The 16,633-nt window shown below is 70.8% G+C and carries 18 protein-coding genes and 1 pseudogene; 11 read left to right on the plus strand and 8 right to left on the minus strand.

Annotation, left to right across the window (positions count from 1 at the left end):
• Nucleotides 1-4 precede the first annotated feature (4 nt).
• Both M1E25_RS08125 and M1E25_RS08130 read left to right on the plus strand, forming a co-directional pair.
• Nucleotides 5-817, plus strand: coding sequence for an HAD family hydrolase (locus M1E25_RS08125; protein ID WP_251411941.1), 813 nt, complete (start codon nucleotides 5-7; stop codon nucleotides 815-817).
• Nucleotides 818-980: 163 nt separating this feature from the next.
• Nucleotides 981-2,129, plus strand: coding sequence for an aminoglycoside phosphotransferase family protein (locus M1E25_RS08130; RefSeq protein ID WP_251411943.1), 1,149 nt, complete (start codon nucleotides 981-983; stop codon nucleotides 2,127-2,129).
• Here M1E25_RS08130 and M1E25_RS08135 read toward each other — a convergent pair.
• Nucleotides 2,089-2,523: a GNAT family N-acetyltransferase gene (locus M1E25_RS08135; RefSeq protein WP_251411945.1), complete on the minus strand. Its 435-nt coding sequence runs from the start codon at nucleotides 2,521-2,523 to the stop codon at nucleotides 2,089-2,091. The two genes, M1E25_RS08130 and M1E25_RS08135, sit on opposite strands and share 41 nt — an antisense overlap.
• 255 nt (nucleotides 2,524-2,778) lie before the next feature.
• On the opposite strand from M1E25_RS08135, the gene M1E25_RS08140 reads away from it, so the two are divergent.
• Nucleotides 2,779-3,045 carry a hypothetical protein gene (locus tag M1E25_RS08140; RefSeq protein ID WP_251411947.1) on the plus strand — a complete coding sequence of 89 codons (267 nt, stop codon included), beginning with the start codon at nucleotides 2,779-2,781 and terminating at the stop codon, nucleotides 3,043-3,045.
• 127 nt (nucleotides 3,046-3,172) lie between these two features.
• Here M1E25_RS08140 and M1E25_RS08145 read toward each other — a convergent pair whose 3' ends face one another.
• The 5 genes from M1E25_RS08145 to M1E25_RS08165 form a co-directional block, all read right to left on the minus strand.
• Nucleotides 3,173-4,024: a MerR family transcriptional regulator gene (locus M1E25_RS08145; protein WP_251411950.1), complete on the minus strand. Its 852-nt coding sequence runs from the start codon at nucleotides 4,022-4,024 to the stop codon at nucleotides 3,173-3,175.
• Between the two features lie 126 nt (nucleotides 4,025-4,150).
• Nucleotides 4,151-4,789, minus strand: a complete 639-nt coding sequence (locus tag M1E25_RS08150) for a DUF6928 family protein (protein ID WP_251411952.1) — start codon at nucleotides 4,787-4,789, stop codon at nucleotides 4,151-4,153.
• A 130-nt stretch (nucleotides 4,790-4,919) separates the two neighbouring features.
• A complete protein-coding gene (locus M1E25_RS08155) occupies nucleotides 4,920-5,480 on the minus strand; it encodes a sugar O-acetyltransferase (protein WP_251411955.1) in 561 nt (186 codons plus the stop codon).
• Nucleotides 5,481-5,541: 61 nt separating this feature from the next.
• Nucleotides 5,542-6,501 (minus strand): D-2-hydroxyacid dehydrogenase family protein, encoded by a 960-nt coding sequence (locus tag M1E25_RS08160; protein ID WP_251411957.1) that lies wholly within the window; start codon nucleotides 6,499-6,501, stop codon nucleotides 5,542-5,544.
• Nucleotides 6,502-6,547: 46 nt separating this feature from the next.
• On the minus strand, nucleotides 6,548-7,549 hold the full coding sequence (locus M1E25_RS08165) for a ketopantoate reductase family protein (RefSeq protein ID WP_251411959.1): 1,002 nt from the start codon (nucleotides 7,547-7,549) through the stop codon (nucleotides 6,548-6,550).
• A 303-nt stretch (nucleotides 7,550-7,852) separates the two neighbouring features.
• Here M1E25_RS08165 and M1E25_RS08170 point away from each other — a divergent pair.
• A pseudogene (locus tag M1E25_RS08170) lies at nucleotides 7,853-8,337 on the plus strand (GNAT family N-acetyltransferase).
• Here M1E25_RS08170 and M1E25_RS08175 read toward each other — a convergent pair.
• On the minus strand, nucleotides 8,327-8,851 hold the full coding sequence (locus M1E25_RS08175) for an AAA family ATPase (RefSeq protein WP_251411961.1): 525 nt from the start codon (nucleotides 8,849-8,851) through the stop codon (nucleotides 8,327-8,329). The pseudogene M1E25_RS08170 and the gene M1E25_RS08175 overlap by 11 nt on opposite strands.
• 285 nt (nucleotides 8,852-9,136) lie before the next feature.
• Between M1E25_RS08175 and M1E25_RS08180 the strand changes: the two genes are divergently transcribed.
• From M1E25_RS08180 to M1E25_RS08190, 3 genes are all read left to right on the plus strand, one after another.
• A complete protein-coding gene (locus tag M1E25_RS08180) occupies nucleotides 9,137-9,553 on the plus strand; it encodes a helix-turn-helix domain-containing protein (RefSeq protein WP_251411963.1) in 417 nt (138 codons plus the stop codon).
• A 17-nt stretch (nucleotides 9,554-9,570) separates the two neighbouring features.
• A complete protein-coding gene (locus M1E25_RS08185; RefSeq protein ID WP_251411965.1) occupies nucleotides 9,571-10,194 on the plus strand; it encodes a hypothetical protein in 624 nt (207 codons plus the stop codon).
• A gap of 174 nt (nucleotides 10,195-10,368) precedes the next feature.
• Nucleotides 10,369-10,698: a DUF2516 family protein gene (locus tag M1E25_RS08190; protein ID WP_251412033.1), complete on the plus strand. Its 330-nt coding sequence runs from the start codon at nucleotides 10,369-10,371 to the stop codon at nucleotides 10,696-10,698.
• Between the two features lie 96 nt (nucleotides 10,699-10,794).
• On the opposite strand, the gene M1E25_RS08195 is transcribed toward M1E25_RS08190, so the two are convergent.
• Nucleotides 10,795-12,267 carry a PP2C family protein-serine/threonine phosphatase gene (locus M1E25_RS08195; RefSeq protein ID WP_372500540.1) on the minus strand — a complete coding sequence of 491 codons (1,473 nt, stop codon included), beginning with the start codon at nucleotides 12,265-12,267 and terminating at the stop codon, nucleotides 10,795-10,797.
• A gap of 112 nt (nucleotides 12,268-12,379) precedes the next feature.
• On the opposite strand from M1E25_RS08195, the gene M1E25_RS08200 reads away from it, so the two are divergent.
• From M1E25_RS08200 to pstA, 4 genes are all read left to right on the plus strand, one after another.
• Nucleotides 12,380-12,919: an O-acetyl-ADP-ribose deacetylase gene (locus tag M1E25_RS08200; RefSeq protein ID WP_251411970.1), complete on the plus strand. Its 540-nt coding sequence runs from the start codon at nucleotides 12,380-12,382 to the stop codon at nucleotides 12,917-12,919.
• Nucleotides 12,920-13,328: 409 nt separating this feature from the next.
• Nucleotides 13,329-14,429, plus strand: coding sequence for a phosphate ABC transporter substrate-binding protein PstS (gene pstS, locus M1E25_RS08205; RefSeq protein ID WP_285830517.1), 1,101 nt, complete (start codon nucleotides 13,329-13,331; stop codon nucleotides 14,427-14,429).
• 107 nt (nucleotides 14,430-14,536) lie between these two features.
• Nucleotides 14,537-15,523 (plus strand): phosphate ABC transporter permease subunit PstC, encoded by a 987-nt coding sequence (gene pstC / locus M1E25_RS08210; RefSeq protein ID WP_251411974.1) that lies wholly within the window; start codon nucleotides 14,537-14,539, stop codon nucleotides 15,521-15,523.
• Nucleotides 15,520-16,593 carry a phosphate ABC transporter permease PstA gene (pstA, locus tag M1E25_RS08215; protein ID WP_251411976.1) on the plus strand — a complete coding sequence of 358 codons (1,074 nt, stop codon included), beginning with the start codon at nucleotides 15,520-15,522 and terminating at the stop codon, nucleotides 16,591-16,593. The genes pstC and pstA overlap by 4 nt, the downstream gene beginning before the upstream one ends.
• Nucleotides 16,594-16,633 lie beyond the last annotated feature (40 nt).

A 16,633-nucleotide genomic window follows, 5' to 3' on the forward strand; every position in this document is an offset into this window, starting at 1 on the left:
GACCTTGATCTCTGTTCTTGACCCGGCCGACGAACCGGGCAACGGCTCAATTGCCGTCACGGCCGTCTTCGCGCACCTCCTGGGGAACGTCCGCGACGTCCTCTTCGACTTCGACGGCCCCCTGTGCGATCTCTTCGCCGGAAACCACCGGCTCGCACGGCGCAGGACCGTCCGGATGACACGGCAGATCCGCGCGCTGCTGATCGCACACGGACAGCAGCCCCCGTGCCTCCGGCGCCGCAACGACCCGCACGAACTCTTCCGCAGCGCCCTCGACGCCATCGGCACACGCCGACCGGCACTGGCCACGGCCCTGCGCACTCTCCTCGAACGGCAGGAAGTGGATGCCGCCGAGAAGACCGCCGTCCCCACCCCGGGAGCCCACGACCTGGTGGTATGGCTTTCCGAGAACGGCGTTGGACTGGCGGTGGCCTCCAACAACGCCCAAGCTGCCGTCGAGGCGCATCTGCACCGCACCGAACTGGTCGACCGGTTCCGGCCGTCCGTCGTCGGCCGCCCTGCGGATCACCGGCTGATGAAGCCCGACCCCCACTGCATCCACCTCGCCATGAAGCGCATCCAGGCGGATCACGACAGCTGCCTGATGATCGGCGACTCACTGGCCGATGTCGCCGCCGCCCGTGCCGCCGGCATCCGCATCTGCGCCTACTCCCCCAAGCGCAGCAAGCGGCGCAGGCTGCTCGCGGCCGGAGCGTCGTTCGCCGTCGGCTCGATCCAGGCGCTTCATGAGGCTCTGCACGCGACGCGACAGCTCACGGCGCCCACCGCATCGCATTGCACGTACCGGAGCCACTGAGACGGGAGCGGCCCACGATGCCCACATCGCCGGTACGTACTCCTGCGGTCTTCGGGGAATAGGAATCTCAGGCTCACGCACCACCGTGCAGATGCCCAGCAGTGTCCGGCGCTCGCCCACCCGCACCGAGTCCGCCCGCCCCCTGCATCCCGAGGCTTGCTCCATGACGACCGACATCGATCGCATCGTGGCCCGCCTGGGTGCACGACTGGTCGGCGGACCTCTCGGTGGCTTTCACAACCGGGTCTTCGCCATCGACCTTCCCGCGACAAACTGTCCCGACGGGCCCCTCCGCAGGCTCAAACTGTTCACCGCCCGCCCCGGGGTCGTCTGGTTCGACCTGCGATTCTTCCCGTCCCAGGACGAACTGCTCGACTGTATCGACGGGTTGGTCCCCCGCATACCCGAGGTCGTCCGCATCCCGGGGTTCAGACTCCACCGCTTCATCGAGGGCCGGCCACTCGGCGCCCTGTCCGGCGGCGGCTGCCCGCTGGAGGGGCATCATCTCTTCCAGCTCACCGAGTTGTTCGGCCGACTGTCAGCCGTGCCCCTGGACGCCCTTCCCGTTCGGCGCCGCGAACACCTGGTGAGCTGGCCGCGCGACGGTGACAGTGCCGGCTTCTTGCGTCGCCTGATCGACTTCGCACAACGCGAGGTGTACACCCCGCACGAGAAGGACTACGGCTGTCTGTTCAGCGCCCTCGGCGTCCCCGAGGGAGCGCTCCCGCGCATCGCGGAGGCCGCGCACCGCATGACACCGCGCCCTTTCGTCCTCCTGCACGGCGATCTGCACCGGGAGAATCTGATCGTCGACTGCCAGGGAGAGCTGTGGACGATCGACTGGGAACTGGCCATGATCGGCGACCCGTTGTACGACCTGGCGACGCATCTGCACCTCATGCGGTATCCCGCCGCACAACAGGCCGTCATGATCGAGAGCTGGCGCAGGACGATCGAGAGGAGCCGGCCCGGAGCCTCTGCCGGAATGGTGCCGGATCTCGGTCACTACCTCGCCTACAAGCGGATCCAATCCGTCTACACCGATCTGCTGCGCGAGGCCCGCAAGCTGCGCGACGAGGGAACGTCACCCACCAGGACGACCTGCCGTCGGGTAGGGGTCCGGGTGCACGGTGTGCTCGCCCGGGCACAGCACGTCCTGGGGCTCACCAGGATCCCCAGCGTCCGGCGGATTGTCACGGTTTACGCGGACTGGCTCAGGACTGCGCAGCCACCGGGTCAAGAGTCTGCCTACCGGACGTCCGGCCTCGCCGTCACTCCGTGCCGAGGACCATCCACTTGCCCGGGTCGGTGACCGTGCGGAAACCGACCTTCTCGTAGAGGCCGTGGGCGTCCGCCGTGGCGAGCATGACGCGGCGCAGACCGAACGGTTCGAGACGATCCCGAACCTCTTCCAGCAGGGCAGTGCCGACGCCCGTGCCGCGCAGTGACGCATCGACGTAGACGTCGCAGAGCCAGGCGAACGTGGCGCGGTCGGTGACCACCCGCGCGTAGGCGACCTGGCGTCCCGAACCCTGTTCGTACATCCCGAAGTTGAGCGATCCCTCGACGGCCCGGCGCACGGTCTCCTCGGACCGGCCGAGCGCCCAGTAGGCATCGGTGGAGAGCCACCGGTGCACCAGCGGGACGTCCAGGCGGGCCGGGTCGGTCGATGTCTCGTAGCGCTGCGCCAAGGAGGATTCGGTCACGCCCGGATCATAGGTGCGGCCCCGAGCGACGGCGGTACCCGGGGCCGGACCCGGCCGGGCCGGAGCCGTCCTGACCGCGGGCCGTCACCTCGGATGGCCACGAACGACGCACGGAGGGTGACGTTTTCCGCCGTCCGTGCGCTCACCAAGACATGAACGCCCGCACGATTCCCCCCAGCGCGCCCGTCCGCAGGCCCCGCTCCAGATCCCGCGTCGCATCCCCCACGAGATGACTCAGCGACGACACCGGGAGACGTGAACCGTCCGATGCAGCACGCCAGAACGCCCGAGGAACGAGAGAAACCCACGGCCCCCGAGGTCGGATCCGTCGCCCGGGACGCCGCCCGGGACGAAGTGGGGGAAGTGATGGAGGTCCAGGAGGGGCGCATCTTCCTGCGCCCCCTCGGCGGCGGGCGCGAGTGGGATGCACTGCCCGAGGACATCGAGCAGTTGACCGCATGGGAGGAGCACAGGGCCCGCGACACCGCAGCGAGGGCTCGCGGTCGCGGCATGCCGCGGTGACCTCGCTGCGCGGCACATCGGTCCGCAGCGGACTGCGGACCGACGGACGGAGCGGACGGGACGCCCCGGCACTCCAGTGGGACCGGGGCGCCGATCCGCCCGGACGCTCGAGCGGAGCACGGGCGGCTCACGCCGGCCGGACGGGCTCCTGCAACTCGGTCACCCACTGGTCCGGGTGGCCCTCGCACTCGAGGTAGAGCTCACGGGCCGGCCCTGCGGACCGGTACCCGTTCTCGTCGATCCAGCGGGCGAGCGCCTGGACGCTGGGCATGACCTCCTCCATCGATCCGCGATGGACGATCGTCGCCGCGCTCTCGACCTCCGGCAGGTCGACGATGCCGAAGTCCTGGCCCTCCTGTCGTTCCACGGCGACGGGCAGCCCGGCGTGGACGATCACCGCCCCGGAGCCCGTGACCGCCCCGCCGGGAGACGCCCCGCCGCCCCGCACCTCTTCGTAGAAGGCGATGCCCGGACCCACCGGCGTGACGCCGGCGTCGGCGAGTCTCCTGCACAACTCCTCGTAGAGCGGCCCGATCACCGGACCGATGTCCTCCGGCTCGAACCCTGCGGCCGTCCCGCGCAGTTCGGCCAGCCGGACCGCGGGAAGGCGTTTGACCACCACGTCGTCGGACATGCGACCCTCGCTCTCAAGAACCCGGAGCCTCGCCTCGACACCGGCCAGCCGCGCCGCGTCCGCCGCCATCGCCGCCTCGAGCTCGGCGCGCCGGAGCCTGAGCATCCCGCGCAACTGCTCGGCGCTCACCTGCTCGTCGAGGACCGACCGCACCTGCTCGAGCGAGAACCCGAGGCCCTTGAGGGCGACGATGCGGTTGAGGCGAGTGAGCTGGGCAGCCTCGTAGAAGCGGTAGCTGCTCGCCGGATCCACCCGGGCAGGCCGCAGCAGCCCGATCGCGTCGTAGTGGCGGAGCATCCGGATCGACACCCGGCCGTGCTTGGCGAAATCTCCGATACTGAACATGACGCCTCCCACTCCAGGGTCTCCCCCTGTGTGAGGGTCAAGCGGACGCCCCCGCCGTCCGCCCGCTCCCTCCGAGCGCCCCGGCGCACCCTCCTCGCCCGCCGTCCCTCACCGCTCCGGCCGTGGCTACCGGGCCAGCCGGAAACCCGAGAGCGTCACCTCGAACGGGTCGACACAGCGGGCGTCGGGCATGCCCTCGATGACGAACCCGAAGAGCTCCTTCAGTGCCGCCTCGCCCAGCTCCGGCGGGTGGAACGGCAGCGGATACGGGTCCTCCGGCAGGAAGTTGTCCTCCGGGTACTCCACCGGGTGCAGACCGCCCCAGTACGGCGTCTCGAAGGTGAGCGCCTCGCCCACGTTCTCCACCACCCCCGTGTCGGGGCCGACGCTGAGCGAGCGGACCAGATCCCCTTCCTCCCACAGCGCGAAGGCGGTCCAGTCGACGGCGCTCTGCATGAAGTGTGCGTACGCCTGACTGCCGGAGCCCGCCCGCGCGACCAGGGCGGACATGTCGCTGGGCCGCTGGAACACGACCTCCTGGCTGCAGACGATGTCCACGCCGGGAAAACTCGCGGCGTACACCATGTCCCCCGGGGGCCACACCGCCTCGGCCAGGTTGCGGTCCGCGACCCGCTCCTCGACCCGGTCCGGGAAGAGCCGGTCCACCAGCTCGCGCGTGGCCCCCTCCTCCGCGGACATCCCCTCGTGCAGAGCACCTCGCAGGTCGTCCTCCGCGAACGCCAGGATTCCCGTCTTCGTCCCCACGGCCCACCACTCCCCGGATCCTCTGAGCCGAACCTCACTCTGGGTGAACAATCATATACGGGGGGTCCGACAAGGCCGTTGCGATCAAGCCATGTGCGGCAAGACCCGGGGAAGCGCCTTCGAAGACTTCCTACCCGTCAGGTGCCCGCACCACGCGGGCCGGGTTTCCGACGGCCAGCACCCCGGGGGGCAGGTCCTTCGTGACGACCGCCCCGGCGCCCACCACGGTGTCGTTCCCGATGGTCACCCCGGGGCAGACGATCACCCCGCCGCCCAGCCAGACGTTGTCGCCGATGGTCACCGGGACCGCCTTCTCCCAGCCGGCCCGCCGGCGTTCGGCGTCCATCTCATGGGTCGGAGTGAGCAGTTGGACGTTCGGCCCGATCTGCACGTCCGAACCGATCGTGATCGGCGCGGCGTCGAGCATGACCGCCCCGAAGTTGACGAACGTCCGTTCGCCGACGGTGATGTGGTGGCCGAAGTCGCAGTGGAAGGGTGCCCGGATCCGCACCCCGTCGCCGACGGAACCCAGCAGCTGCTCCAGGAGGGCGCGGCGTTCGGCGGCCCCGGCCGCGTATGCCGTGTTGTAGGTGGCGCACAGTTCCACCCGGCGTGCGGATTCCGCGGCGAGTTCGTCGTCGTCGGGCAGGTACCAGTCGCCCGCCAGCATGCGCTGCTTGTTGATCCCCATGCGCGTCCTCTCCTCCTGGGCCGGGTGCCCGCGCGGCCCGCTCGCCGACGTCCCCGCGAAGTCAGCCCAGCGTGCGGACGGGCGCGCCGGCGAGGAATGCCCGGATGTCCTCGACGGCCTGGCCGAAGTACCTGCGGTAGTTGGACTGCGACACATACCCGAGGTGCGGGGTGGCCAGCAGCCGGGGGACGGTCCGCAGCGGATCGGCCGCGGGGAGCGGCTCGATGTCGAACACGTCGACGGCGGCTCCGGCGATGACGCCGTCCCGCAGCGCGGCGAGGAGCGCTTCCCGGTCCACGATCGCCGACCGGGAGGTGTTGACGAGGTAGGCACCCGGTTTCATGAGCGCCAGTTCCGGGGCGCCCAGCAGACCGCGGGTGCGCTCGCCCAGCACCAGGTGGACGGAGACGAAGTCGCTGCTCGCCAGCAGGTCCTCCTTGGACGCGGCGAGCACCGCCCCGCCCGCCTCGGCCCGTTCCGGGGTCAGGTTCGGACTCCAGGCCGCCACGTCCATGCCGAAGGCCGCGCCGATCCGCGCCACCCGGCTGCCGATCTTCCCCAGTCCGAGCAGCCCGAGCCGCCGGCCGTGCAGGTCCGCGCCGACCGTGCTCTGCCAGGGCCCGCCGGTGCGCAGTGCGGTGCTCTCGGTCACGATGCCGCGGGCGAGGGAGAGCAGGAGCGCCCAGGTCAGCTCGACCGGCGGATGAGGGGAACTCTCGGTTCCGCACACCGTCACCCCGTGCTCGTGCGCCGCGTGGAGATCGATGACGCTGTTGCGCATACCGGAGGCGACGAGCAGTTTCAGGCGCGGGAGGCGCGCGAACAGCGAGGCCGGGAAGGGCACCCGCTCACGCAGGGTGACCACGATGTCGAACTCGGCAAGTGCCGCGGCGAGTTCGTCCTCGGTGTCGTGGTGGCGGGTGAAGGGGACCACCTCCACCGTCTCCGCGACCGGTGCCCAGTCGGCGCTCGTCATGGCCACGCCCTGGTAGTCGTCGAGGACGGCGCAGCGCAGTTTCATGTGTCCCTCCCGGACCGGTGGATTCAGTGTCCCGGCGGCAGTCCGGTCACCGGAACGCGTCGACGCGTGCGCCGAGTTCGGCACCCGTCATGCTTCCCGGCGGACGGTGGGCCCGCGCCGCCTCGTTCGCCGCCTCGCGCAGCGCCTCGTTGACCGGGGTCGCGATTCCGTGCAGCCGCCCGAGCAGCACGATCTCCCCGTTGAGGAAGTCGGATTCGATGGTTCCGCTGCCTCGCGCCAGGCTCTGCCAGGAGGACCCCCTGCCGTGCTGCACACCGGCCACCGGCCGCATCTCGACCTTTCCGGCGACGAGTTCGCTCAGCTCACCGGCGCTCGCCCGGTCGGTCCCGGCCGCATCGAGGACCGCGGCCCCCTCCTCCCGCGCACGCTCGGCGAGGGCCTTTGCCTCGGGGCCGGCGCCCGGTCCGCACAGGGCGTTGACCGCGTTGCCCAGATTGGTGACGAGCTTGGCGTACTTCCAGCGCATCACGTGGTCCACGACCGGTGCCAGGAATCCGGACTTCTCCAGGTCCGCGCCCATCCGCCGGACGACGTCGTCCTGCCCGGAGGGGAACCGGCCCAGGGTGAGGGCGCCGGCGTACGGGCCGCAGGGCACCGTGACCTCACCCGGTTCGACGTGGGTGGCGGGCAGCCAGACGCACATGCCGTACACCCGTTGGAAGCGCCGCAGGGCCAGCCGCTCGTTCTCGACGCCGTTCTGGGCACAGATCAGCGGCAGGCGGCGGGCGGCCGTCCCGCCGCCCTCCACCGGGCGGTGGGCCCAGGCGTCCAGTGCGGCTCCGCTGTCCTGGGTCTTCACGGCGAGCACGAGGACGTCGTCGGGGCGCAGTCCGACGTCCTCGGGGCGCCCGGCCACGGGGACGGAGAGTTCGAGGTCGCCGTCGGGGGTCCGTAGCCGCAGACCACGGTCCCGCAGCGTGTCGTGGTGCCGGCCGCGGGCCACCAGGACGACGTCGTGGCCGCTGTCGTGGAGGCGTCCGCCGATCGCACCGCCGATCGCTCCGGCACCGATGATGATGTAGCGCATGACGCGTCCTCACACTCCGGGGCGGGCACGGGCGGCGGCCGCCGGGGACGGGGCGCGCCCGGGGATGCCACCGGGTCCCGAACCTACACGCCGGCACCGACCGGTGGGTACGGGTCCGGGACCGGCCGGAACCTCGGGGCGCGGAGAGCCGGCGGAACGCCCGATCCCGCACGGCTGGTCCGAGGTGTTCACCGGCCTGCACCCGCGACTGCCGCCGGGACACCGCAATCGCCTGCACATCACGACCGTTCGCATGGTGGTGCGGGCCGGTAAGGAAGAAACCGTCACGTTATCGTGGCGATCATGAGGGACCTGATCGTACGGTCGGCGGCGTGGTCGGACGTCGAGGCAGTGGCCGAACTCCGTGCGGTGGTCCTGCGGACCGATCTGCAACGGCTCGGGCGGTACGACGCGCAACGGGTACGGCACGGTTGCGCGACGGATTCGACCCGGCCCACACCCGGGTGATCGAGGAGAGCGGCGCGTTCGCCGGCTGCGTGTCGCTGCGACCGGCCGATGACGCCCTCTGGCTGGAGCACTTCTACCTGGCGCCCCGCCTCCAGGGCCGGGGCGTCGGTTCGGGGGTGCTGCGCGAACTGCTGGAGGAGTGCGACCGCCGCGGCGCCCTCGTCCGGTTGAACGTCCTGCGGGGCAGCCCGGCCCGACGGCTGTACGAGCGGCACGGGTTCACCGTCGAGGACGAGGATCCGGTGGACGTGTTCATGGCACGCAGACCGTCTCCGTGGCCCCTGGACCGGCCGGCGGAGGCGGCGGACCTCAGCCCTTGACGGCCTCGGCGATCTGCAGGGCTGCCTGGGCCGGCGTGAGGTGCGTGGTGTCGACGACCTCGGCCTCGGCGTGCAGCCACGTGCGGGCCGCCTCGGCGTAGGGCTCGAGGTACCGGAGACGGAACGGGGAGTCGGGGCCGAGTACGGTGTCGCCCGCGATGCGTCCGCGGAGTGTGTCCTGGTCGGCGTGAAGGACGAAGTGCCGTACCGGGATGGCATGGTGGGCGAAGCCTGCGCTGATCTCGCGCCAGTAGTCCTCGACCAGGACGGTCATGGGCATCACCAAGGTGCCGCCGGTGTAGTCGAGCACGCGGCGGGCGGTCTCGACGACGAGCGGCCGCCACGGCGGCCAGTGCTGGAAGTTGTCCGTCCCGGGCAGTCCCGGCGTGATGTCCATGAGCGTCTCGCCGACCTTCTCGGCGTCGAACACCCGTGAATCCGGGATCAGCTCCTGCACGAGTGCACTGGTGGTCGTCTTGCCTGCGCCGTGGGTGCCGTTGAGCCATACGATCATGGGCCCGACGCTAGCGGCCTGCGGGCCGCGGTCCGGTAGCGACCACGTCACAGAACCGGCACAGCAGCACTCCGGTGTCACGGCTTGCGCTTCCGGTGGCGTCCGCCACCGGGCCCAGGTGCCGCCTCCCTCGACGGTCGCACCCGTGCCGAGCCCACACGGCAGAAGGCCGGCCGACCGGGACCGAGCATGACGACTCGCACCACCGCACCCGTCCCGCCCCTCGCAACACTCCAGCAAGCAACTTGCTTGCAAAAGTTAGCGCCCTGCGTCACCATCGGTGTCATGGCTTCACTCAACGTCGGCAATCTCGGTGGGTTCCTGAGGGAGCAGCGGCGCAGCGCACAGCTGTCCCTGCGCCAGCTCGCCGACGCCGCCGGGGTGTCCAATCCGTATCTCAGTCAGATCGAGCGCGGACTGCGCAAACCGAGCGCGGAGATCCTGCAGCAGCTGGCCAAGGCGCTGCGCATCTCCGCCGAAACGCTCTACGTGCAGGCCGGGATTCTCGACGAGCGGGACCGGGACGGCCTTGAGGTGCAGAACGCCGTCCTGACCGATCCGACGATCAACGAGCGGCAGAAGCAGGTGCTGCTGCAGATCTACGAGTCGTTCCGCAAGGAGAACGGGATCACCACGGACACCGGAGCGACCGGTACGTCACCGGCCGGCGGAGGCGGAGAAGCCGGAAAACCCTCGAACTGATCCGGAAGGACCACGCCATGGCCATCACCGAAGACCTGCGCAAGACGCTCACCGACCCGACGCCGCTGTACGCGGCCGCCGGCACCGCGGACCTCGCGGCCGAGAAGCTCAAGGAGGTCCCGGCCCTGATCGACAAGCTGCGGGCCGAGGCCCCCGAGCGGATCGCCGCCGTACGGACCGCCGACCGCAAGGCCATGCAGGAGCGCATGACCAAGCAGGCCAAGGAGGCCCAGGCCACGGTGCAGGGCAAGCTGAACGAGGTGTTCGGCACCCTCGACACCGACATCAAGAAGCTGCGCGAGCAGGCCCAGGGCCTCGCACTGCAGGGCGTCGGCCGCGCCGCCGAGTACGCGGTCAAGGCCCGCGAGACGTACGACGAGCTGGCCGAGCGCGGCCGCGGCGCCGTGCAGAACTGGCGCGGCGAGGCCGCCGAGCGGGTCGAGGACGTCGCGGTGGCGATCGAGTCCGACCCGGCGTCGTCCCCCTCCGCCAAGACCAAGCCCGTCCCGTCGAAGCCCGGCGACCACAACCCCAACGGCAACCACGGGGCCAACGGCTCGACCGACGCCCACAAGCCGTCGCCGCCGCCGTCGTCGCGCAAGACCAACATGAAGAAGTCCACGCCGCCGTCCGCCAAGTGAGGAACGGATGCGGGGCATAGGACGGGCCGGGCACGCCGGGCGTGCCCGGCCCGTTGTAGGGGTACGGTGTCGGCAAGGGCGCCGGTGACGTGCCGGGTCGGGCCCAACGGGGACTCGGCAGGCCCCGGCTCGTCGAGCCGATGAGTTCCGAAGATCTTCCGGGCGGTGGACCGCGTGCTGGTACAGGGTTTCAACAATCTCCTCAGCTGGATCCAGCTGGGCATTCTCCTGTTCGCGGCGTTCGCCCTGGTCGACTCCGCCTTCCGCCGTCCCGACGCCTACCGGGCCGCGGACAAGCAGACCAAGCCGTTCTGGCTGATCGTCCTGGGCCTGGCGGTGGTCGCCAATCTGATCGGCTTCTTCTTCCTCGCCATCATCGGCCTGATCGCCACCATCGTGTACATCGTGGACGTCCGTCCCGCGGTCCGGCAGGTCTCGGGGGGCGGAGGCCGCCGCGGCAGCAGCTCCGACGGGCCCTACGGCCCGTACAACGGCGGGCGCTGACCTCGGACGGCCATCTCGCCCGACCGGCACGCTCGCGGCCACGACATCGTCCGCCCGGCGGGCGGACCGGAACGGCTCAGCAGCGTGGGGCCCGGTTCAGCAGCGTCCGCGGTCCAGCAGGAGCACGGCCACGTCGTCCGTCAGCTCGCCACCGTTGAGCCTCTGGGCCTCGGTCACCGACGCGTCCAGCAGCTGTTCGCCGCGCAGCCCCGCTGCCATGGACCGGCTGACGACGTCGATCAGGCCCTCCTGGCCCAGCCGCTGCTTGCCCTGCCCGATGCGGCCCTCGATGAGCCCGTCGGTGTACATCATCAGGCTCCACGCGCCGCCGAGCTCCACCTGCCGGCGCGGCCAGCGGGCCCTCGGCAGCAGACCGAGCGCGGGGCCGCCGTCCTCCTGCGGCAGCAGCCGCGGGGAGCGTCCCGCCCGGGTGATCAGCGGTGCGGGATGCCCGGCCAGGCACACACCGGCGCGGCGTTCGTCGGGTGCGATGTCGATGGTGCACAGCGTCGCGAAGATCTCGTCGTCCGCGCGCTCGTTCTCCAGAACCTGCTGCAGCGTGTTCAGCAACTGGTCGCCGCAGAGCCCCGCGAACGTCAGCGCCCGCCAGGCGATGCGCAGTTCGACCCCCAGAGCCGCCTCGTCGGGGCCATGACCGCAGACGTCGCCGATCATCGCGTGCACGGTGCCGTCCGGGGTGCGGACGGTGTCGTAGAAGTCGCCGCCGAGCAGCGCCCGGCTGCGTCCGGGACGGTAGCGGGCGGCGAACCGCAGTCCGGAGCCCTCCAGCAGCGGCTTCGGCAGCAGCCCCCGCTCGAGACGGGCGTTCTCCTGGCCGCGCAGGCGGGACTCGGTGAGTTGTCGCTGGGCGACGTCCGCCCGCTTGCGCTCCACGGCGTACCGGATGGCCCGGTTCAGCAGCCGCCCGTCGAGTTCGCCGCGGAAGAGGTAGTCCTGCGCCCCGACGCGTACGGCCTCGGCGCCGCGCTCGGCGTCCCCCTCGTCGGTGAGCGCCAGAACGGCGTGCCGGGGGGCGAGCTGCAGGAGCTCGCGCAGGGTCCCCAGCTCGGGTCCGGCGGTGCCGCCCGGGTCGGCGGGGGCCATGTCGAGCAGGACGCAGTGCACGTCGTCCGTGAGCAGCCGCCGCGCCTCGGTCAGGTTGCGGGCGGTGCGGATCCTGACCCGTTTGCCGTTGGCGTCCAACATCTCGGGGACGGCGAAGGAACTCCCGGGGTCCTCCTCGATGACGAGGAGGGTCAACGGCCCGCCCGACACGTCGGAGCGGGCCTCGGGTGTCCGACCGCCCGCCGCCGGACCGGTCCCGGGCATCGCGTCGTCCACCGGTGCGGCCTGCTTCGGCAGCAGGTGCTCCGGCGCGCGCTCCGCGCGGGAGCGTGACGCGAGGTCCGCGGACGGGCCTCCCGCAGCGAGGGTCCTCCCCGGCTGCGGTGCGGGTACGGGCATGGTCGGTTTCCTTCCCTCCCCCCGAGGGCGAGACAGCTGCCTGCCGGCGTGCCGCATACTCGGGGATTCCCGGAGGGTCCCGTACCGGGGTGCGGCGCCAGGCATCGAATGGCGACCATAGCGGCAGGCGGACGACTGCGGAACGCCGAGGAGCAATTCGCCAGAGTCATATGCCCAGGCCCGTTGGCCCTTTGGTCGAATTCGAGGGATAAGGATCATGACGAACATCACCCTGGTACCGGGCGACATCACACGCCAGGCGGTCGACGCGGTCGTCAACGCGGCGAACTCGTCACTGCTCGGCGGAGGCGGTGTGGACGGCGCCATCCACCGCGCCGGGGGGCCGGAGATCCTGCGCGAATGCCGTGCACTGCGCAGCTCGCGGTACAGCGAGGGGCTGCCGGCCGGCCAGGCGGTGGCCACGGGCGCCGGGCTTCTTCCCGCCCACTGGGTGATCCACACCGTGGGTCCGGTGTGGTCGTGCTCCGAGGACCGCTCGGAGCTGCTCGGGTCCTGCTACGTCGAGTCCCTCCGGGTCGCCGATGCCCTGGGAGCCCGCACGGCCGCCTTCCCCGCCATCTCGACCGGCGCGTACCGGTGGCCGGTCGCCGAAGCGGCGCGGATCGCCCTCAGGGCCGTCCACGGAACGGAGACCGGGGTCGCCGAGGTGCGCTTCGTCCTCATCGACAACACGGCCCGCGACGCGTTCGCCGAGACATTGCAGCAGCTCGGCGGCTCCGGCCCCAACGGCGTGTAGCCCTCAGCCCGCCCGCTCCTCTCCTCGGTTCTCGTCGGCTCTCCTCGGGTTTCGCTCTCTTTCCCCGCGCATCTGCTGCGGGCAAGCGGGCGAAGCCGGGGAACCCGGGACGTGAGCCCGGCTCAGCCGGAGCCGGCCCGGACGACCGAGGGCGACCCGGCGACACCGCACATCCGCGGACCCACACCGCGCGCCCACCCGCTATCCCGCTTCCGCACCGACGGGCGAGGTTCACCTGGCGTTCACCCGTCCCCGCTGGCCGATTCATCTGACGTCCCTACGTTCGGCCTCACCGGTGGGCATTCCGTCCGCCGGCCGAACGCGAGTGACCACCTCTGCTTCGCCCTTCTCCGGCGGACTTCAGGAAGGAACAACGAAGGTGAATCTTCAGGGTAGGAACGGACGTGGCATGCGCGCCCTCGCCGTCGGCGCGATCGCCGTCTCCAGCGCACTGGTCCTCACGGCCTGCGGTTCCGACGACAACAGCGCGGCGAACGGCGTCAACGAGAAGAAGGCCGCGAAGAACATCGAGTGCGCCGGCAAGGGCAAGCTCCTCGCCTCCGGCTCGTCCGCGCAGAAGAACGCCATGGACGTGTGGATCAAGAACTACATGGCCGCCTGCAAGGACGTGCAGCTCAACTACAACCCCGTCGGCTCCGGCGGCGGCATCACCCAGTTCACCCAGGGCTCCACGGCCTTCGCGGGCTCCGACTCGGCGCTGAAGCCCGAGGAAGTGGCCGCGTCCAAGAAGATCTGCAAGGGCGGCCAGGGCATCAACCTGCCCATGGTCGGTGGCCCCGTCGCCGTCAGCTACAACCTGCCCGGCGTGGACGACCTGGTCCTGGACGCCCCCACGCTCGCCAAGATCTTCGACTCGAAGATCAAGAAGTGGAACGACCCGGCGATCAAGAAGCTGAACCCGAAGGCCGATCTCCCCGCCAAGGAGATCCACCCGTTCCACCGCTCCGACGAGTCGGGCACCACCGCCAACCTGGGCAAGTACCTGGGCAAGGCCGCCCCCGGCGACTGGAAGTACCCGGACGAGAAGGCCTGGCCCGCCAAGGGCGGCCAGGGCGCGAGCGGCTCCTCCGGCGTCTCCGCCCAGGTCAAGCAGACCGAGGGCGCCATCTCCTACGTCGAGCTCTCCTACGCCACGAGCAACGATCTCTCCACGGCGAAGCTCGACACCGGCGCCTCCGAGCCGGTCGAGGTCAGCCCGGAGAACGCCTCCAAGGCCATCGCGGACGCCAAGGTCGTCGGCAAGGGCAAGGACCTCGCGCTGGACCTGAACTACGCGACCAAGGCCGAGGGCGCCTACCCGCTGATGCTCGTCACCTACGAGATCGCCTGCGACAAGGGCAACAAGCCCGAGAGCCTCGACGCCGTCAAGTCGTTCCTCAACTACACCGCGAGCGACTTCGGCCAGGAGGTCCTGGTCAAGGAGGGCTACGCGCCGCTCCCGCCCGAGATCGCCAAGAAGGTCCGCGAGACCGTCCCGACCCTGTCCTGACCGGGTGGACGGCCCTGCGGTGACCCCGCAGGGCCGTCCGGCCGCCGCACGAAACCCATCCGGTGCACCGCCGCCAGGGGCAACACCCCACCAGACCGGAGACATCCATGGACACACCCACTTCCAAGGCCCCGGCGCCGCCCGAAGCGCCGCAAGGCCGCCGCACGACCGGAAAGGCCGGAGACCGGGTCTTCCTCGGCCTCTCGCGCGGATCCGGCATCGTCCTGCTCGTGATCATGGCCGCCATCGCGGCCTTCCTCGCCTACCGGGCGAGCCTGGCCATCTCCAAGGACCAGGCGAACTTCCTCACCGCCTTCGCGTGGAACCCGCAGGGCAACCCGCCCGAGTTCGGCATCGCGATCCTCGCCTACGGCACCGTGGTGAGCTCGATCATCGCCATGGCCGTCGCCGTCCCCGTCGCCATCGGCATCGCGCTGTTCGTCTCGCACTACGCGCCGCGCAAGCTGGCGGCGCCGATGGCGTACGTCATCGACCTGCTCGCGGCCGTTCCCAGCATCGTCTACGGCCTGTGGGGCGCCCTCGTCCTCGTGCCCTACCTCGCCGGGCTCAACCAGTGGCTCGACGAGTACCTGGGCTGGACCTACATCTTCGACAAGACGGGCTCCGGGCCCGCCCGCTCCCTGTTCACCGTCGGTCTGCTGCTCGCCGTCATGATCCTCCCGGTCATCACCAACGTGATCCGCGAGGTTTTCCTCCAGGTGCCCAGGATGCACGAGGAGGCGGCGCTCGCCCTGGGGGCCACCCGCTGGGAGGTCATCCGCATGTCGGTGCTGCCCTTCGGCCGCTCCGGCATCATCAGCGCCTCCATGCTCGGGCTCGGCCGCGCGCTGGGCGAGACGATGGCCGTCGCAACGGTGCTCTCGCCGAGCTTCGTCTTCTCCGGACACCTGCTCGACCCCGGCGGCGGCACCTTCGCGCAGAACATCGCCGCGAAGTTCAACGAGGCCGACGCCTTCGGCCGTGACGCCCTCATCGCCTCCGGCCTGGTGCTGTTCGTCATCACCCTGCTCGTGAACGGCGCGGCCCGGCTGATCATCGCCCGCCGCAAGGAGTACTCGGGAGCAGCAGCATGAGCAACGCACTGATGAACCGGCCCCCGGTCGACGACCGGCCGCAGCCGCCCTCGTTCTCCAAGCGGCGCCTGCCGCGCTGGGCCCCGGCCGCCATCGCCCTCGTCTCCGTTGCGGCCGGCTGCGGAGCGGGCCTGCTGGCCGGCTGGCAGAGCCGCGTCCAGTGGGGCCTGATCGCCGCCCTCGTGTTCGTCGCCGGCACCTACCTCGTCACGACCGTCGTGGAGGGAAAGCGCCAGGCCAAGGACCGGATCGCCACCAGCCTGGTCTGGGTGTGCTTCGTCCTCGCCATCGTCCCGCTGGCCTCGCTGGCCTGGACCACGGTCACCCGCGGCCTGAGGGTGCTCGACGGCTACTTCCTCTCTCACTCCATGGCCGGCCTGCAGAACGACGAGCCCGGCGGCGGTGTCTATCACGCGATCATCGGCACGCTCGAGCAGGTCGGTCTCGCCACCCTGATGGCCGTGCCGATCGGTCTGCTGACCGCCGTGTACCTGGTCGAGTACGGGCGGGGCAGGCTCGCCAAGGCCGTCACGTTCTTCGTGGACGTCATGACGGGCATCCCGTCGATCGTCGCGGGCCTGTTCATCCTGTCGACCTGGGTGCTGACCTTCGGCATGGGCTTCTCCGGCTTCGCCGGCTCGATGGCGCTGGCCATCCTGATGATGCCCGTCGTCGTCCGGTCCACGGAGGAGATGCTCAAGCTCGTCCCGGACGAGCTGCGCGAGGCCTCGCTGGCCCTGGGCGTACCCAAGTGGCGGACCATCCTCAAGGTCGTCCTGCCGACCGCGGTCGGCGGCATCGCCACGGGTGTGATGCTGGCCGTGGCCCGTATCACCGGCGAGACGGCCCCCGTGCTGCTGCTGGTCTCGGGGAGCATGTTCATCAACAACGACCCGTTCAACGACGTCCAGTCCTCGCTGCCGCTGTACGTGTTCGAGCAGTACGCGGTCGGAACGCCCGCTGCGGTCGACCGGGCCTGGGCCGCAGCCCTCGTCCTCATCGCGATCGTGATGCTCCTGAACCTGCTCGCCCGCGGCATCGCCCGCTGGAAGGCGCCGAAGGCCCGCTGATCCGGGCCCGCACCCCCAGTCGCACTGCACCCCCGGGGCG

Origin of the sequence: Streptomyces meridianus (genome assembly GCF_023703325.1) — a bacterium.
In the GTDB taxonomy this organism is placed as follows: Bacteria; Actinomycetota; Actinomycetes; order Streptomycetales; family Streptomycetaceae; genus Streptomyces; species Streptomyces meridianus.